The sequence below is a fragment of the Saccharothrix luteola genome (assembly GCF_020859565.1).
GTDB lineage: Bacteria > Actinomycetota > Actinomycetes > Mycobacteriales > Pseudonocardiaceae > Actinosynnema > Actinosynnema luteola.
Map to the genome: position 1 here is coordinate 243580 of NZ_JAJHUO010000003.1, position 16773 is coordinate 260352.

Here is a 16773-nt window from a genome sequence, read left to right on the forward strand (position 1 = left end):
AACCGCGCGCACCCGAGAGAACCCGACCGGGCCCGACCGAAACCGTTGTCACCCGGCGGAAAACCGATCGCCGCCACCGACCCGCCCGCACTACGCTCCCGCGCGATGACCACCGTCCTCTGGCTCCTCGGTCCTTCCGGCGTCGGCAAGTCGACCGTCGGCTGGCTGGTCTACCGGTCCCTCGACCGCGCCTCGTACGTGGACGCCGACCAACTCGGCCTCTGCTACCCGTCGACCGCCGACGACCCCGAGAACCACCGGGTCAAGTCGACCGCGCTCGGCGCGCTGTGGCCGGAGTTCAAGGGCTCCCCGCTCGTCGTCTCCGGCTTCCTCGACACCCCCGAGGACGCCCGCCGGTACACCGAACGCCTGCCGGGCGCGGACATCGCGCTGTGCCGGTTGCGGGTGGGCCGCGCCGAGCTGCGCGCCCGCTTCCTCGGCCGTGGCTGGCTCACCGACGCGGTCGAGGAGGTCCTCGACGGCGCCGACGCGCTGGAGCGGGCCCCCGACTTCGCCGACTTCACCGTGGACACCGACGGCCGCGCGCCCTCCTCGATCGCGGCGGAGATCCGGAAGAGGTGGACCGCGTGACCGTCCTGTGGATCGCCGGACCGCGCGCGGTCGGCAAGTCGACGGTGGGTTGGGCGGTCTACAGCCGGATCTTCGCGCGCGCCAAAGCGGGCTACGTCGACCTGGCCCAGATCACCTTCACCACACCGCCGCTCGACGCTGCCGGCAAGGCGCGGCGGCTCGACGCGGTCCGGCGCACCTACCAGGACGAGGGCGCGCGGCACCTGGTCATCACGGGTGACGCCGAGAACCGCGTGCCGGACGCGAAGCTGTGCCTGCTGGCGGCGAGCCACGACCAGCTCGTGGCACGCCTGCTCCTGCGTGGCGCGGGCATGGGGCCGCCGATCCCGGGCGACGACCTCCGGGGCGTGCCCGAGGAGGAACTGCGCCGCCTGGCCGTACCCGCCGTCGCGCCGGTCGCCGACCTCGTGGTCTACACCGACGGCCGGCAGGTCGACGAGATCGCGGAGGAGATCCTCGACCGGTTCTTCCCCGAGCTCGCCGCCTGACTGGCCCGCCTCGCCGCCTAACCCTTCCGGACCACCAACGACGCCAGCCGCCACGTGCCGCCGTCCGGCGTCCGCTGCGGCGTCTCGGCCAACGCCAGGTCCGGGAACCGTCGCAGCACGGCCGACAGCGCCACCTGCGTCTGCACGCGGGCGAACGCGGCCCCGAGGCAGAAGTGCGCGCCGTGCGAGTATCCGAGGTGCCCGACCGGCGGCACGCGCGTGACGTCCAGTTCGTCCGGCGCGGTGTAGACGCGCGGGTCGCGGTTGGCCGACACGATCGCCGTCATCACGGGCTGACCCTTGTCGATCACCACGTCGCCGAAGGCCACCTCCTCCTTGGTGAACCGGGGCACGGTGAGCAGCTGCGGGCCGACCCACCGCGTCAGCTCCTCCACCGCGCGCGGCATCAGGCCGGGGTCCGCCCGCAGCGCGGCGAGCTGGTCGGGGTGGGCGAGCAGGGCTTCGAGGCCGTTGACGATGAGGTTGCTCGGCGTCTGGCCGGCGATCACCAGCTGCCACACCAGGGTGACCAGCTCCGCGTCGGTGAAGCGGTCGCCGTGCTCGTCCCGCACCCGCAGCAGCTGGGAGATCAGGTCGTCACCCGGTGACGTCCGGCGCAGCTCGACGGCCTCCAGCGCCCCCTCGACGATCCCCGGGATCGCGGCGAGGAACCCGGGCCCGTAGCCGCTCACCACGGCCGCGCCGTACTCGCGCCACCGCGCTCGGTTCCCGGCGGGGATGCCGACCAGCTCGCAGATGACGTCCATCGGCAGCGGCCGGGCGAAGTGCTCCATCAGGTCCACCGTGTCGCCGTCCGGCAGGGCGTCGAGCAGCGCGGCCACGATCGCCTCGACCCGCGGCCGGAACTCCTCCGCCCGACGCGCCGTGAACGCGGGCGCGGCCAGCTTGCGCAGCCGCAGGTGCTCGGGGCCGTTCAGCTCGGACATCGTGCGCAGGTAGGGCTTGCAGTGCTCCGGGATGCCCGGCAGGCCCATGAAGCTGTTCGGGCTCAGCTCGAAGCGCGGGTCGGCGAGCATCGCCTTGGCGTCCTCGTGGCGGGTGAGGATCCACATGTCGCCCATGCCGGGCAGGGGCATCCGCGCCACCGGGCAGCGTTCGCGGGCCTCCCCGTACGCGGTGAACGGGTCCAGCAGCACCTCGGGGTTGGCGGGGTCGATCTCGGGCACGGTCAACTCTGGCCTCCGGATGTTCAGATCAGATGTTCTCATCATCTGAATGGTCACGGTATCTTGACCGCTCGACGGCTGGCAAACGGGGAGCGTGGCGGTGCGGCTGAGCAGGGCGGAGGCGCAGGAGCGCAACCGGGCGCGGGTGCTGGACGCGGCCCGCGCGGAGTTCGTCGAACGCGGTTTCCGGGACGCCAAGGTCGACATGATCGCGCAGCGCGCCGAGCTGACCCGGGGCGCGGTGTACTCGAACTTCCCCGGCAAGCGCGCCCTCTACTTCGCGGTGCTGGCCGACCTGGCGGAACGTGCGACGCCGCCGTCGAACCCGCAACGCGGAGCGGACCGGAGGGCCGCGCTCGGGGCTCTGGCCCGCGCGTGGGTCACCTCGCTCAGCCACGACGCGCTGGCGCGCGATTTCCTGCCCGAGGTCGCCGCCGAGGAGGTGACGCGCCGGCCGTTCACGCAGTTGATGAAGCTGGACGCGGTGCTGCTCAGCCTCGCCCTGGAAGCGCTCGACCCGGTCGTGCCGCCGCCCGGCTCGCCGCCCGCCCGGGTGGTCCGGCTCGCCGAGATCGTGCTCGCCACCCTGCACGGCGCGAGCGGCCTCGCCGCCGCCGCGCCCGGCTTCCTGGAGCCGTTCGACGTGATCAGCGCGTGCGAACAGCTCGCGGACCTGGAGCTGAACGACTGGTGGGCGGCGCCTCCCGGCGCGGTGGTGCTCCCGGAGGACCGGCCGTGGGCTCCGCCCGTCGTGGTCGACCTCGTGCGCGGCGAGGAGGTGACGCCCGATGAGAACGGCGTGGTGGTCGTGCTGGGGCTCAACCGGCTGGCCGCGGTGGAGGAGGCGGTGCGGACCACCGGTGGTCGCGTGACCCTCGCGATGGTGACCGGCACTCCGGGGGAGTTGGCGCCGTTGGCCCGGCTGGTGCTGGCGCGCTTGTGCGTCGGCCTGCGGCAGGCGTTCCCGGTCGGGGCGTGGCCGCGGCTGCGGGTGGTGTGCGACGAGACCGGCGCGCTGGCGGGCGCGGCGGGCGTGCCGTCGGTGAGCGACGAGACCGAGACCGCGATCCGCGTCGAGGGCGGCCGGGTGGTGGCGCGGGCCGAGGGCTCAGGCGCGGGTCACGCGGTCAGCTCCGGGGCACGGGTGCGGACCTAGTCACGGGCCTGGTGGCGGGTCGGGCGGCGGCCGGACGGCGTTCCAGGACCTTGCGGAAGTCGGCCGGGATCGGGGTGCTGCGCAGTTCCGGCGTGCCGAAGGAGACGTACCGGTTCCAGCCGGTGGCCACCGGCGTGCCGTCGACGTCCGCGTCGAACCCCATGGTCAACGTGGTGGTGCCCAGCGTCCGCACCCGGACCGCGATGCGCAGCAGGTCGTCGAACCTGGCCGGGTGGAGGTACCGGATGGACGTCTCGGCCATCACGAAGTCGACGCCGTGCTTCTCCAACTCCTTGTAGGAGCCCAGCAGGGAGCGCAGCGTCTCCACCATGGCGGCCTCGAAGAAGACCGCGTAGCGCGACGCGTGCACGATCCCCTGGCGGTCGCAGTCGACCGGGCGCACCCGCACCCGGTGCACGTGGGCAGGTCGGGCGTCAGCCATGTCGGCGATCCTATGGGGTCACCTGGACGGTGCGCGTCGGCCTAGCGGTGACTGCTCCGAGTGATGCCCCGACCAGTTGGCCCGCCGCGACCAGCAAGATCACCGACGTCGACGACCACGCGATGAGCAGCGCGCCGCCGCCCGCCGCGCCCACCGCGTACGCCCCGATCTTCAGGCTCGCGCCCGTGGTCGACACCTGGCCGAGCAGCGGACCCGGCGTGTACCGCTGCCGCGCGGTGATCGTCGCGGTCAGGACGGGCCCCTGCGCCAGACCGCTGACCAGCGCCAGAACCAGCAGCACCGGGAAGTGCTGGGCGATCGGCCACAACGCCAGCGTCACGCCGTACAGCGCGACCGTCGTGAACACGACCCGCTCCGGACGCCACCGCGGCAGCCACCGGCGGACCGCCAGGATGCAGCCGATGGCGCCGACCTCGAACACCGCCCACACCACCCCGGCCTGGTCGCCGTCCACGCCGAGCCCGGCGACGTGCAGCGGCAGCGCCGTGGCGAGCATGCCCACCGACCCGTAGCCGACCACGGAGGCGACCGTCGCGCCACGCAACGGCGGCGTGGTGACCAGGTGCCGCAGACCCCGCTTGATCGCCGCACGCAGCGACGGGTGCTCGCCGGGCGGGTGCGGCGGCACGCGCAACGTCAGCGTGCACAGCCCGCCCGCCAGCGCCAGCGCGGCGACCACGGCCACCGCGACGGCGGGCGACGCGGCCGTGCTCAGCACGCCCGCCAGCCCCGGTCCGGCGACCGCCGCCCCGTTGAACAGCAACGCGTCCTGCGACGTGGCCCGGTTCAGGTCGCCGGCCAGGCGCGGGACCAGGCTGGTGAACCCGCCGCTGGTCATCGGCAGCGTGATGCCCGCGACGAACGCCGCCGCCACGAGCCAGGGCGCCGGCGCGAACACCATGGCCACCGCCATCGCGCCGAGCGCGAACTGGTTGGCCGCCAACGCCGCCACCGGCCGACCGGTACGGTCGAGCCACGCGCCCAGCAGCGGCCCGGACAGGATCGAGGGCACGGTGTACGCGGCGATCACCGCACCGGACAGCACGGTCGACCCGCTGCGCGAGAGGGCGAGCAGCACCACGGCCACGGCCACCATCTCGTCGGCCAGCCGGGCGAGGCCCGCGGCCCAGAGGTACCGGCCCATCACGCCTTGCGGCGGTGCCGTCGGACGCTCTCCTCCACCAGGTCGAGCACGGGTTCGAGGTCGTCGGCGGGCAGGCCCATGGCCAGGTGCGACACCAGGCCTTCCAGCACCAGCTCCAGGAACGACGTCAGCACGTCCACGTCCACGTCGTCGCGCAGGTTCCCGGCCTCGCGCTGGCGCTCCAGCCGCTGCCGGGTCGCGTCGGTCAGCTGCCGCGAGCGCTCCGCCCACCTGGCCCGGAACTCCTGGTCGGTGCGCAGCCGCCGCGACACCTCCAGCCGCGTGCCGAGCCAGTCCGCCGGGTGCTCGACGTCGTTGGGGTCCGGCGGGTACAGCAGGTCGCGCATCACCTGCACGAGCCCCTGCTCGGCGACGACCTCGGCCATGCGCAGCGCGTCGTCCTCGGCGAGGGCGAGGAACAGCGACTCCTTGTCCCGGAAGTGGTGGAAGATCGCGCCCCTGGACAGGCCGGTAGCCTCTTCCAGGCGGCGCACGGTCGCGCCTTCGTAGCCGAAACGCGCGAAACACGCACGAGCGCCGTCGAGGATCTGACGGCGACGGGCATCGAGGTGGTCCTGGCTCACCCTGGGCACCTGTCGATGTTGCCAGGGCCGCCTGACGAAATCCAATCAGTACGTACGGCTTGCCCTGTCCACTTTGGGGTGTACTTCGACGTCTCGACTCGAAACCCCAGGTCACCGTCACTACGGTGGCGCACCGTGACCGCAGGTGAGGACATTCGTCCGCCGCTGAGGCTGGTGTCGGGATTGGGCTGGTCGAACCGACCGTCCACGGTGGACCGCAGTCGGCACGGCCCCGACTTGATCGATCTGATCAGGCTCGTCGGCCGGCGACCCGGTGACGTGGCCGACGGTCCGGCCGGGTGCGCCGTCGTGGTCTTCGAGGCGTTGTGCGTCCCGGAGCCGCTGCGCACGCCCGCCTACGCCCTGGCGTTCGGCGACGACCCCGCCGGCATCGGCGTCGACCGGTTGCCGCACGCGGCCGCGCGGTTCTTCGTGCACGAGGCCGCGCTGCACGTCCGCGTCGGAGACGAAGCGGTGATGGCCGACCAGCTGGACGCGCTGGCGAGCCGGACCGACGCGCCGGTCCGCCTGGTGCCGTTCACGGCGGGCCACGTCGGCGTGCTGCGGTCGTCGTTCGCGCTGCCGGAGGGGCGGCGACCGGCGGACGTGCTGGACCGGATCGCCTTGGACGTGCCGTCCTCGCGGACCGAGTTCCGCCGCCAGGCCGCGCGCTACCGGAGCAGGTGAGGGGACGGCCATGGGATCGCACTCTCTGCGCTCGCGACCGACGCCGCGCGCGCCCCGACGACGGCTCCCGTTCGCCGCCGTGGTCGCCGCGACGGCGCTGTCCCTGCTGACCGCCTCCGGTGCCGCGCACGGGCTCACCGACCACCAGTCCGAGTCCGCCACGATCTCGCGCGGCGCGGTGGAGTCCGAGCACGCCGGGTTCACCGGGACCGGGTACGTCGACTACGACGACAGCTTCGGCGGCTACGTCGAGTACGCCGTGACCGCCGCCCGGTCGGGCGCGCACGCGCTGGTCTTCCGCTACGCCAACGGGACCGAGGACGACCTCCCGCTCGCGCTGACCGTCAACGGGAAGCGCGCGGGCGCGGTCTCCTTCCCCGGCACGGGCTCGTGGACCACGTGGCGCGAGGTCACCGCGTCCGTGCGGTTGTCGGCGGGCGTGAACCGGGTCCGCGCCACCGCCACCACCGCGGACGGCGGCCCGAACGCCGACCGCCTCACCGTGGACGACGCCGACGTCGAGGCGCCGACCCCGCCGCGGGACCTGCGCGCCACGGGCAGGTCCGAGACCACCGTGTCGCTCGCGTGGGACGCGGCCTCCGACGACGTCGGCGTGGTCGGCTACGACGTCTACCAGCACGGTCAGCTCATGACGAGCGTGTCCGGCACGACCCTGTCGGCCACCGTCACGGGTCTGCGCCCCGACACCGCCTACGACTGGACGGTCTTCGCCCGCGACGCCACGCCCAACGTCTCGCAGGCCAGCAACAACGTCGTCGTGCGCACCGACGCCCCGCCGCCGGACAACGAGGCGCCCACGGCGCCGGGCGACCTGCGCGCCACCGGCAAGTCCTCGACCAGCGTGTCGTTGGCGTGGGAGGCGTCCACCGACAACGTCGGCGTCACCGGGTACGTGGTGCACCGCGACGGCACCCAGGTGGCCACGACGGACCACCCGTCCACCACGGTCACCGGCCTGACCTCCGGCACCGGCTACCGGTTCGCGGTGCGGGCGCGTGACGCGGCGGGCAACCTCTCGGCGTTCAGCGACGAGGTGGTCGTCGCGCCCGGCGGGACGACGCCGCCGGGCGAGCCGAGGCCCGGCGCGGTGACCACGGTGCGGGAGGGCACCGACGTGCCGTGGGGCCTGGCGTTCCTGCCCGACGGCACGGCGCTGGTGTCCGAGCGGGAGCGGTTCCGGCTCTACCGCCTCACGCCGGACGGCAAGCGCACCGACGTCGGCCGGGTGCCGGGCGCGCAGAGCACCGACGGCGAGGGCGGCGTGCTGGGCATCGAGCTGTCGCCCACGTTCGCCACCGACGGGCACGTGTTCGTCTACCACACGGCCGAGGAAGGCAACCAGGTCGTGCGCGCCAGGCTCATCGGCGAGACCCTCACCGGCTGGACCACGATCCTGGACGGCATCCCGAAGAACCGCTACCACAACGGCGGCCGGCTGCGGTTCAGCCCGGACGGCAGGTACCTGTTCGTCTCCACCGGCGACGCGCAGAACGGCAGCTACGGGCAGAACCTCGACACCGACGCGGGCAAGATCCTGCGCATCAACCCGGACGGCTCGATCCCGGCGGACAACCCGTTCCCGGGCAAAGCGATCTGGAGCTACGGGCACCGCAACGTGCAGGGCCTCGACTTCGACTCGCAGGGCAGGCTGTGGGCGACGGAGTTCGGCAACAACACGCTCGACGAGCTCAACCTGATCCAGCGCGGCGGCAACTACGGCTGGCCGGGCTGCGAGGGCACGCAGGGGTACTGCGAGGGCAGCATCCCGCCGAAGCGGACGTGGCCGACGTCGGCGGCGGGGCCGAGCGGGCTCGCGATCATCAACGACCACCTGTTCATCGGCACCACGGTCGGCCAGCGGGTGTACCGGCTGCGCATCGAGGGCTCCGAGCCGGTCGACGAGCAGGTCTACTTCCAGGGCGAGTACGGGCGGTTGCGGACGGTCGAGGTCGACCGGGAGGGCGACCTCTGGCTGACCACGTCGTGGGACCGGGACTGGGATCCCGGCAACGACCGCGTGCTGCACGTCGACGTCGACTACCAGGGTTCCTGATCGGTCACCCGGATGCCACGAGTTGTTCACGCCGTGCCCGGATTGTCCGCTCGGACACCGGGACTCGCCCACTCGGAGCAGGCGGGAGGCCTCCTGAACGCGGTCACCCGCCACCCGACCGGCCGTCATCCCCGCCTCCGCCACCCGGCATGTCGTTGATCCGCAAGGGTTTCCACAGCTGCGAGTGTCGGTGCCTGCGTGTAGCGTCGAACGGACGAGATTTGATCACGGGGAGTGCAACCAGTGACTGCTGTCCGTAACGCACCGGCTCCGGGGCCCACCCCGGCGGTGTTCCGGGATCGAGCGGAGGCCGAGGCCTACGTCGCCTCGGTCTGCTTCAAGCACGGACCTCCGAGATTGCTCGGAGTCGAGTTGGAATGGACCGTTCACCACGTCGAAGATCCCAGCCGACCGCTCGACGCGAAGACCCTCGCGGCCGCGCTCGGCCGGCACGCGCCACCGACCCTCGTCCCCGACAGCCCCCAGCGGCCACTGCCCTCCGGCACCCCGCTGACCGTGGAACCGGGTGGCCAGGTCGAGATCTCCACACCGCCGCGCGATTCGCTGACGGATCTGCTCAAGACCGTCGCCGCGGACATCGACCACCTCCACAGCCTGCTCGAACCCGCCGGTCTCCGGCTCGGTCAGCACGGCGCCGACCCGTTCCGCCCGCCGCGCCGGATGCTCCAGGTCCCGCGCTACGCGGCCATGGAACACGCCTTCGCCCCCCTCGGGCCCGAGGGCATCACCATGATGTGCAGCACCGCGGGCCTCCAGGTCTGCCTGGACGCCGGGCTGGCCGCCGACCTGCCGCGGCGCTGGGCCGCGGTGCACGCGCTCGGACCCGTCCTCACCGCGCTGTTCGCCAACTCGCCTGGTGTGAACGGCCGGCGGACGGACTGGGCCAGCGCGAGGATGCGCACGCTCTACGCCACCGACCCGGTGCGGACCCGTCCCGCGGCGGTGTGCGCGAAACCGGCCGACGCGTGGGCGAAGCGCGTGCTCGACAGCCCGGTCATCGCCGTGCGCAGACCGGGGCCGAACTGGCTGCCGCCGCACCCGTTGACGTTCGCCGACTGGATCGCGGGCGCCCTCGACGGCCCGCCGACGGCCGACGACCTCGACTACCACCTCACCCTCCAGTTCCCGCCGGTGCGCCCGCGCGGGTACCTGGAGGTCCGCTACCTGGACACGCCGCCGGACGGCCAGTGGTTGCCGCCGGTCGTGCTGATGGCGGCGTTGTTCAGCACGTCGCAATCCGTGGACGGGGTGCTCGCGGCGACCGAGGGCGCCGCGAACCGCTGGCTCGCCGCCGCGCGGTACGGCCTGGCCGACCCGGTGCTCGCCCGCGCGGCGCGCGACGTGGTCGACCTGGGCTGCGCCGCGCTGTCCGACACCGACCTGTCGGTCGGCCAGACCGACGCGATCGCCGAAGAACTGCACCGCACGCTCGCTGAGAAGACCGGAGGGGGCCGTTCATGACCAGCACCGAGGACCTTCGCGACCGGGTCGCCGCCCAGCTCACCAGGGCACGCGACCGCAGCAGGCTGCTCACCGACGCGGTGGACGACCACGACCTCGTCCGCCAGCACTCCAAGCTGATGTCACCGCTGGTGTGGGACCTCGCGCACATCGGCAACCAGGAAGAGCTGTGGCTGGTCCGCGACGTGGGCGGCCGTGAGCCGGTCCGGGCGGACATCGACGAGCTGTACGACGCGTTCAAGCACGCCCGGTCGGCCCGGCCGGAACTGCCGCTGCTCGGGCCCGCCGAAGCCCGCAAGTACGTCGGCGAGGTCCGCGACAAGGTGTTCGACGTGCTCGAGCGCACGCCGCTGGAAGGCCATCGGCTCCTCGACGGCGGGTTCGCGTTCGGCATGATCGTGCAGCACGAGCAGCAGCACGACGAGACCATGCTGGCCACGCACCAGCTGCGCGTCGGCGACCCGGTGCTGGACGCGCCGCCGCCGCCGCGCGGCGGCCCGGTGGGCCCGGCCGAGGTGCTGGTGCCCGGCGGGCCGTTCACCATGGGCACGTCCACCGAGGCGTGGGCGCTGGACAACGAGCGGCCCGCGCACCAGGTGGTCACCGAGCCGTTCTTCATCGACACCACGCCGGTGACGAACGGCGCGTACGCGGCGTTCATCGCCGACGGCGGCTACCGCGACCCGAGGTGGTGGAGCGAGGCCGGCTGGGCGCACGTGCGGAAGGCGTCGCTGGTCGCGCCGCGGTTCTGGGAACGGGTCGGCGACCAGTGGTACCGCACCGCGTTCGGCCGCACCGAGCCGATCGAGCCCGACCAGCCGGTCGTGCACGTCTGCTACCACGAGGCGGAGGCGTACGCGAAGTGGGCGGGCAAGCGGCTGCCCACCGAGGTGGAGTGGGAGAAGGCGGCCCGCTTCGACCCGGCGACCGGCCGGTCCCGCCGCTACCCGTGGGGCGACGAGGACCCGACGGAGGCGCACGCGAACCTGAACCAGCGGCACCTGACGCCCGCTCCGGTCGGGGCGTACCCGGCGGGCGCGTCGGCGTTGGGCGTGCACCAGCTCATCGGTGACGTGTGGGAGTGGACCAGCTCCGACTTCCACGGCTACGCCGGGTTCGAGGTGTTCCCGTACGCGGAGTACTCGCAGGTGTTCTTCGGTCCGGACTACAAGGTGCTGCGCGGCGGGTCGTTCGGCAGCGACCAGGCCGCGGTGCGCTCGACGTTCCGGAACTGGGACTACCCGATCCGACGGCAGATCTTCGCCGGCTTCCGCTGCGCGCGGGACGCTTCGCGGGACGAACTGACCTGACCGTGTGCCGCCATCTGGGTTATCTGGGCCCCGCCGTGCCCGTCGCCGCGCTGGTGCACGACCCGCCGCACTCGTTGGTGCGGCAGTCGTACGCGCCGCGGGACATGCGCGGCGGCGGCACGGTCAACGTGGACGGTTACGGCGTGGGGTGGTACCCCGCGCCGGGCGGCCCGGCGGTGCGCTACCGCCGGGCGGGCACGATCTGGTCGGACGAGAACCTGCTGGCGCTGAGCCGGGTGACGATGTCCGGCGCGGTGCTGGCCGCGGTGCGCTCGGCGACGGTCGGCATGCCGGTGGCGGACACCGCGTGCGCGCCGTTCACCGACGGGCAGTGGCTGTTCAGCCACAACGGGCGGGTCGCCGACTGGCCGGAGTCCGTGGTGGACCTGGCCAAGACGCTGCCGGTGGCCTCGTTGCTGACGTTGGACGCGCCGACCGACGCCGCTCTGCTGTGGGCGTTGGTGCGGTCGCGGCTCGCTTCGGGTGCCGCGCCGGGTGCCGCGCTGGCTTCGGTCGTGTCCGAAGTCGCCGCCGCCGCGCCCGGCTCGCGGCTGAACCTGTTGCTCACCAACGGCACCGCGCTCGTCGGCACGACGTGGACCCACTCGTTGTGGGTGCGCTCCGGCGACGGCGCGGTGACGTTGGCCTCCGAGCCGTTGGACGACGACCCGCGCTGGCGGGAGGTGCCCGACGGGCACGTCGTCACGGCTGATGTGTCTACTGTGGACGTTCAACGGATTGGACGAGGATGACCGAGCCTGTGCTGGACGTGCACCTGACCCCCGAGGACGCGGCGATCGCGCTGCGCGCCGAGGCGCGGGCAGGGCTGACCGCGCGGCCGAAGTGGGTCTCGCCGAAGTGGTTCTACGACGCGGTGGGCAGTGACCTGTTCGAGGAGATCACCCGGCTGCCCGAGTACTACCCGACCCGCGCGGAGCGGGAGATCCTGGTGGCGCGGGCGGCGGAGATCGCGTCGCTCACCGGCGCGCACTCGTTGGTGGAGCTGGGTTCCGGCTCGTCGGAGAAGACCCGGCTGCTGCTCAGCGCGCTGCGCTCGCACGGCACGCTGCAGGAGTTCGTGCCGTTGGACGTGTCGCCGTCGGCGTTGACGGACGCGGCCCGGGCGATCATGGCCGCGTACCCCGGGCTGCGGGTGCACGGCGTGGTCGGCGACTTCACCGAGCACCTCGGCCTGCTGCCCGGCGCGCCGCCGCGGGTGGTGGCGTTCCTGGGCGGGACGATCGGCAACCTGATCCCGGAGGAGCGGGACAAGTTCTTCGCTTCGGTGCGCGAGGTGCTGGACGCGGGGGAGTGGCTGCTGCTCGGCACGGACCTGGTGAAGGACCCGGACGTGCTGGTGCGCGCGTACGACGACGCCCAGGGCGTGACGGCGGAGTTCAACCGCAACGTGCTGCGGGTGATCAACCGGACGTTGGACGCCGATTTCGACCCGGCGGACTTCGAGCACGTGGCCCTGTGGAACGCCGAGGAGGAGTGGATCGAGATGCGCCTGCGGGCCCTGCGCCCGGTCAAGTCCCACGTCGCCGGGCTGTCCCTGGACGTGGAGTTCGCCGAGGGCGAGGAACTGCGCACCGAGGTGTCCGCGAAGTTCCGCCGCGAGGGCGTGGCCCGTGAGCTGGAGGCCGCGGGCTTCGCCCTCGAACGCTGGTGGACCGACCCGCAGGGGCGCTTCGCCCTGAGCCTGGCCCGCGCCGTCGGCTAGCCGACGCGCGGCGGTCCCGTGCCCGGTCCCGGGTGCGGGACCACCGCGTCGTCGGACGGGAGTCCCCGGCTAGTCCACCAGCTTCCGGCTGCGGGCGGGGTGTTCGAGCACGGCGGTGCTGTCGGCGCACTGGTCGACCGCGCCGAGCAGCGGCAGGCAGGCCACCTCCGGGTCGGTGATCGCGGCACGCAGGGCGGTCGTGAAGCGGTCGGCGCGCAGCACCCGGAACGGGCGGTCGTGGTACGGGCGGGTGGTCGGGTCGACCGGGTCGGCCAGGCCGAGGTCGTTGCACCGCTCGGCGATCCGCTCGTACGCCACGGCGAGGTGGTCCTCCCGCGCGCGCCAGTCGGTCGCCGCCACGGCGGCCCGCAGCACGGGCACGAGGTCGGCGTACCGGGCGAACGCGCTGCCGAGCCACTTGTCGTACGGCGGGTAGCGGCGGTCCAGCAGCAGGCGCAACCGCATCAGGTCACGGGTCAGCCTGGCCGCGACGACGGCCGACCCGAGCTCGTCCCCGACCTCTCCGCACCGCCCGACGAACGCCTCCCCTTCCGCGATGCGCGCCCACTGGCACGCCAGCACGTGCCGCCACACGTCGTCCGGGTACCACCGCAGGGCCTCGCGCGCGGGCGTCAGCACGCCGAGCCCGTCGTGGAACACCGCGCCGGCCGTCGTCTCCGCCAACCGCTGCGTCGGCGCGCCCAACCAGTCCCGCACGGTCACGCCGCCGCGCGGGTCGAACCCCAACCGCCGGTCGAACCACGTGGCCGCGTCGGTGACGTCCACCCGGTGGCGCACCGGCCCGTCCGTCAGGGCCATCCGCCCGACACCCTCGTCCTCCGTGCCGACGAAGTGCGTGGGGAACCCGAGGAACACCTTGGGCAGGTGCTCGGCCAACGCCGCCCCGATGTCGTCGGCCCGCGTGTCGTCCGGGTCGAGGAACAGCTGCAGGCGCGGCCCCCACTCGTGGTCGGCGGACCGCTCGGTGTCGAAGCCGAGCACCTCCGAACCGGCGCCGAGCCGGGCCGCGCTGTGCGGCACCTCGCCGAAGTGCTTCCTGACCAGCGGTTCGACCGCTTCCCGGTAGAACCGCTCGGCCAGCACCAGGCCCGGCATGAACCGTCCGTCAGCCACGAATCCTCCGTTCTGCGGGTGTTGCCAGACACGATCGAGTGAAAGCCTCGCGCGGTGACGTCGCGATGTCACTGAGGGGCGACGTCGAGTGAACCGAGGGAGCGCTACCGCATGCAACTCCGTAACAGAGCGCTGGTTCTCGCGCTGGCCGCGGGCACGGCCGTGTCCGGCCTCGTGGGAACCGGCACCGCCGCCGCACAGGAAGCGCTGGGCGCCACCCCCGTCCAGTGGGCTGCCTGCGCCCAGGACGTCCTGGGCGAGATCCCGGCCGCGCAGCGCGACAAGGTCAGCTGCGCCAACCACCCCGTGCCGCTGGACCACCGCAAGCCCAACGGCGCCAAGATCACCGTCGCGCTGATGAAGCGCCCGGCCGACGACCAGGCGAACAAGGTCGGCTCGCTGTTCATCAACCCCGGCGGCCCGGGCGGCGCCGGCCTGATCTACTCGGCCTACGGCAGCTCGTTCTTCCAGCCGGAGGTCATGAAGCGGTTCGACCTGATCGGGTTCGACCCCCGCGGCGTCGGCCGCAGCTCGCCGTTGCGCTGCTTCAAGACCCTCGAAGAGGCCAACGAGGTCTTCGGCCGCATGTCCGGTGTCCCGGTCACGCGCACCGAGATCCGCAACACCATGGACGCGACCAAGGACTACACCGACGCGTGCGCGCGCAACGCGGGCCCGTTGCTGGACCACATGTCCACCGAGGCCGTCGCACGTGACCTCGACCTGCTGCGGCAGGGCGTCGGCGACCGGCAGCTCACGTTCGTCGGCTTCTCCTACGGCACGCTGCTCGGCGCGACCTACGCCAACATCTTCCCGTCGAAGTCGCGCGCCCTCGTGCTGGACGGCAACGTCGACCCGGCGCTGCGCACGTCCAACGGCGCGGAGTACGACCGGCAGCGCGCCAAGGGCTTCGAGCTCGCGCTGGACGCGTTCCTGAAGCGCTGCGACGCCGAGGGCGACAAGTGCGCCTACAGCGACGGTGACCCGCGGGCCAAGTTCGACGAGGTGCGCGACCACCTGCGCACGCAGTCCATCACCCTGCCCACCAACCAGGTCGTGACCTACGAGGGCTACATCGGCCGGGTCGCCGGCGACCTGTACGCGCCGACCCGCTTCAAGGCGCTGGCCGCGTGGTTGCAGAGCATCTACGCGGTGCTGCACCCGGGCTCCGCCACGTTCTCCGCGCAGCAGCAGGCCGACCTGCTGCCGCCGTTGGCGAACAAGCGCGGTCTGGCGGACGTCCGCGCCGGGCTCACGGGTGACACCGAGTACCTGGCCGACGACTCGTACTACGGCGTGAACTGCACGGACAAGCCGTTCCTCCGGGTGCCGCAGCTGTTCCCGGCGGTGGCCGCGAAGTGGGAGCGGGAGTCGCCGACGTTCGGCCGCTTGCAGGCCGCGTCCGACCTGCTCACGTGCGCGTCCTGGCCGGTGCCCCGCCCGGACCGCTGGGACGGGCCGTGGAACAAGCGCACGCCGAACCCGGTCGTCGTGGTGGGCAACTACTACGACCCGGCCACGCAGTACGAGTTCAGCAAGCGCATGGACCGCCAGCTCGGCAACGCGCGGCTGCTCAGCGTGGACGCGTTCGGGCACTGCATCCTCGGCGACAGCGCCGGCGTCGACACCTTGGTGACCGACTACCTGGTGAACCTCAAGGCCCCGGCGGACGGCCAGGTGTTCCAGCCGAACGCCCAGCCGTTCTAGTGGCACCGAGTGCGGCCGTCGTCGCGAAGGCGACGGCCGCACCCGCCAGGACCACCAGCTCCGTCTCCACGGGCGTGCTGCGCAGCCAGGTCAGGCCCAGGTAGACGGCGGCGGTGAGCAGCACGATCGGGCTCTTGCGCCGCCACGACCACACCGCCAGGCCGACCGCGACGACGAAGGCCAGGAACAGCTCGTCGTAGTCGGTCCACGGGCCGACCGCCACGGCGACGGCCACCCCTTCGACCCCGCCGGTGTCGTTCCGGCCGCCGGGCGCGTTCGCGAGCACCGCGGGGAGTTCCCGCGCCAGGACCACCCGGTCCACGACCTGCCACACCACCAAGCCGATGCCGACCAGCAGCAACGGGTACCACGCGCCGGGACGGCGGGTGCTCAGGTCGTAGGCCGCGACCACCACCGCCGCGACCACCAGCGCGAGTGCGCTGTAGTGCCACAACGAGCCGAGCAGCCCGATGATCGCCACCACGTGCCACGGCCTCACCCGGTCGACCGTGGTGTGCGCGAGCACCGCACCCGCCAGGACCACCAGTTCCGGGTGCGGCGGGAAGTCGAACGTGGGCACGACCGGGGTGAGCGCCGTGAGCGGCGTGTAGGCGAACCAGCCGAACTCCTCGACCGGCTCCTGCCGGAAGTGCCAGCCGGCGGCCAGGTACCCCAGCGCCGTGACCGCGACGACGTGGCTGCGCGCACGCCACGCCCAGACCCCGAGGCCGATGGCGACCACCAGGCCGAACAGGAACTGCCACAGGTCGAACGCGGTCGACCCGACCGAGAGCCACCACCCGTCGGCGAACCCGCCTGCCGACGTCAGCGCGAACGCGGTCGACCCGGTCACCAGCAACGGGAACCAGGCGCCGGGCCGCTCGGCGTGCGCCTCGCGCGCCTTCAGCAGCAAGCCGGCGATCACCAGCGGGAACGTCACGTCGAGCGGCGGGCCGCCCTCCCACAGCGGGAGGGCGAGCCCGACCACCACCGGCAACGCCCACAAGGTCTTCCACCACACGGTGTCCACGGCCCCCATAAGG

The 16773-nt window shown here is 72.9% G+C and carries 16 protein-coding genes; 10 read left to right on the forward strand and 6 right to left on the reverse strand.

All coding sequences use genetic code 11. From position 1 onward, the window contains the following. Window positions 1-105: 105 nt before the first annotated feature. The gene (locus tag LNK82_RS04520; protein WP_230565642.1) at window positions 106-591 is read left to right on the forward strand and encodes a nucleoside/nucleotide kinase family protein; all 486 of its coding nucleotides are present in this window, start codon (window positions 106-108) and stop codon (window positions 589-591) included. Beyond that, window positions 588-1079, forward strand: coding sequence for a hypothetical protein (locus LNK82_RS04525; RefSeq protein ID WP_230565643.1), 492 nt, complete (start codon window positions 588-590; stop codon window positions 1077-1079). Before LNK82_RS04520 ends, LNK82_RS04525 begins: the two co-directional genes overlap by 4 nt. A gap of 17 nt (window positions 1080-1096) precedes the next feature. On the opposite strand, the gene LNK82_RS04530 is transcribed toward LNK82_RS04525, so the two are convergent. Further along, window positions 1097-2308: a cytochrome P450 family protein gene (locus LNK82_RS04530; RefSeq protein ID WP_230565644.1), complete on the reverse strand. Its 1212-nt coding sequence runs from the start codon at window positions 2306-2308 to the stop codon at window positions 1097-1099. Between the two features lie 58 nt (window positions 2309-2366). On the opposite strand from LNK82_RS04530, the gene LNK82_RS04535 reads away from it, so the two are divergent. Further along, a complete protein-coding gene (locus LNK82_RS04535; protein ID WP_230565645.1) occupies window positions 2367-3422 on the forward strand; it encodes a TetR/AcrR family transcriptional regulator in 1056 nt (351 codons plus the stop codon). Here the strand turns inward: LNK82_RS04535 and LNK82_RS04540 are convergent. The 3 genes from LNK82_RS04540 to LNK82_RS04550 are packed head-to-tail and all read right to left on the reverse strand — an operon-like array spanning window position 3394 to window position 5622. Beyond that, window positions 3394-3864 (reverse strand): acyl-CoA thioesterase, encoded by a 471-nt coding sequence (locus LNK82_RS04540; protein WP_230565646.1) that lies wholly within the window; start codon window positions 3862-3864, stop codon window positions 3394-3396. The genes LNK82_RS04535 and LNK82_RS04540 overlap by 29 nt on opposite strands. Before the next feature lie 10 nt (window positions 3865-3874). Continuing rightward, a complete protein-coding gene (locus LNK82_RS04545; protein WP_230565647.1) occupies window positions 3875-5029 on the reverse strand; it encodes an MFS transporter in 1155 nt (384 codons plus the stop codon). Beyond that, on the reverse strand, window positions 5029-5622 hold the full coding sequence (locus LNK82_RS04550) for a TetR/AcrR family transcriptional regulator (RefSeq protein ID WP_230565648.1): 594 nt from the start codon (window positions 5620-5622) through the stop codon (window positions 5029-5031). The genes LNK82_RS04545 and LNK82_RS04550 overlap by 1 nt, the downstream gene beginning before the upstream one ends. A 126-nt stretch (window positions 5623-5748) precedes the next feature. Between LNK82_RS04550 and LNK82_RS04555 the strand changes: the two genes are divergently transcribed. From LNK82_RS04555 to egtD, 6 genes are all read left to right on the forward strand, one after another. Next, entirely contained in the window at window positions 5749-6300 is a 552-nt protein-coding gene (locus LNK82_RS04555) for a Scr1 family TA system antitoxin-like transcriptional regulator (RefSeq protein WP_230565649.1), read from the forward strand. Window positions 6301-6310: 10 nt separating this feature from the next. Next, on the forward strand, window positions 6311-8374 hold the full coding sequence (locus LNK82_RS04560; RefSeq protein WP_230565650.1) for a PQQ-dependent sugar dehydrogenase: 2064 nt from the start codon (window positions 6311-6313) through the stop codon (window positions 8372-8374). A 372-nt stretch (window positions 8375-8746) separates the two neighbouring features. After that, a complete protein-coding gene (locus LNK82_RS04565) occupies window positions 8747-9856 on the forward strand; it encodes a glutamate-cysteine ligase family protein (protein ID WP_372470400.1) in 1110 nt (369 codons plus the stop codon). Then, window positions 9853-11166, forward strand: coding sequence for an ergothioneine biosynthesis protein EgtB (gene egtB, locus LNK82_RS04570; RefSeq protein WP_230565652.1), 1314 nt, complete (start codon window positions 9853-9855; stop codon window positions 11164-11166). The genes LNK82_RS04565 and egtB overlap by 4 nt, the downstream gene beginning before the upstream one ends. A 2-nt stretch (window positions 11167-11168) precedes the next feature. Continuing rightward, window positions 11169-11918, forward strand: a complete 750-nt coding sequence (egtC, locus tag LNK82_RS04575; protein WP_230565653.1) for an ergothioneine biosynthesis protein EgtC — start codon at window positions 11169-11171, stop codon at window positions 11916-11918. Further along, complete coding sequence (egtD, locus tag LNK82_RS04580; protein ID WP_230565654.1) at window positions 11915-12889, forward strand: L-histidine N(alpha)-methyltransferase; 975 nt, start codon at window positions 11915-11917, stop codon at window positions 12887-12889. The genes egtC and egtD overlap by 4 nt, the downstream gene beginning before the upstream one ends. 69 nt (window positions 12890-12958) lie before the next feature. On the opposite strand, the gene LNK82_RS04585 is transcribed toward egtD, so the two are convergent. Next, complete coding sequence (locus LNK82_RS04585; RefSeq protein ID WP_230565655.1) at window positions 12959-14023, reverse strand: DUF4037 domain-containing protein; 1065 nt, start codon at window positions 14021-14023, stop codon at window positions 12959-12961. 111 nt (window positions 14024-14134) lie between these two features. Between LNK82_RS04585 and LNK82_RS04590 the strand changes: the two genes are divergently transcribed. Beyond that, on the forward strand, window positions 14135-15730 hold the full coding sequence (locus tag LNK82_RS04590; protein WP_230565656.1) for an alpha/beta hydrolase: 1596 nt from the start codon (window positions 14135-14137) through the stop codon (window positions 15728-15730). On the opposite strand, the gene LNK82_RS04595 is transcribed toward LNK82_RS04590, so the two are convergent. Further along, the gene (locus LNK82_RS04595) at window positions 15678-16769 is read right to left on the reverse strand and encodes a hypothetical protein (RefSeq protein ID WP_230565657.1); all 1092 of its coding nucleotides are present in this window, start codon (window positions 16767-16769) and stop codon (window positions 15678-15680) included. The two genes, LNK82_RS04590 and LNK82_RS04595, sit on opposite strands and share 53 nt — an antisense overlap. Between the last annotated feature and the right edge of the window lie 4 nt (window positions 16770-16773).